Source organism: Vibrio sp. 1249-1, assembly GCF_033340495.1.
Window position 1 is genome coordinate 1 of the sequence record NZ_JAWOWJ010000982.1, and the last position, 555, is coordinate 555.

The following is a 555-nucleotide window of genomic DNA, read 5'->3' on the forward strand; positions in this document are numbered from 1 at the left end:
CTACTGGTACCCAAACCAAATGTCGTTACCTGACAAAGTGATGCATTGGGGTAAACAGGTCTGGAAATTCTTATCCGAAGATCCAAGAGAATCGAACTCTGAGGGCGGCGTTTTTCCTGCAATATTCGGAACCGTTTTCTTGGTGCTTATCATGTCGATTATCGTGATGCCGCTTGGGGTGGTTGCTGCGATTTACTTGCATGAATACGCGAAGAACAACGCATTTACGCGAATTATTCGAATTGCGGTCATCAACTTGGCGGGGGTTCCTTCGATCGTGTATGGCGTGTTCGGGTTGGGTTTCTTTGTCTATACCATCGGAGCCTCCATCGATAACGTGTTTTATGCCGAGCGATTGCCTGCGCCAACTTTCGGTACGCCGGGTTTGTTGTGGTCGGCTTTGACGCTAGCAGTATTAACACTGCCCGTGGTTATTGTTACGACAGAGGAAGGCTTAACACGTATTCCGAGCTCAGTACGCCACGGTTCTTTGGCGCTTGGCGCGACGCAATTTGAAACGTTGTGGCGCGTGGTATTACCAATGGCAACGCCTGC

At 49.7% G+C, this 555-nt stretch carries 1 protein-coding gene; it reads left to right on the top strand.

What is annotated here, in order from left to right; genetic code table 11:
• Nucleotides 1-555 (top strand): PstA family ABC transporter permease (locus R7Z50_RS30035; protein ID WP_318150091.1); only part of this gene is annotated, 555 nt, incomplete at both ends.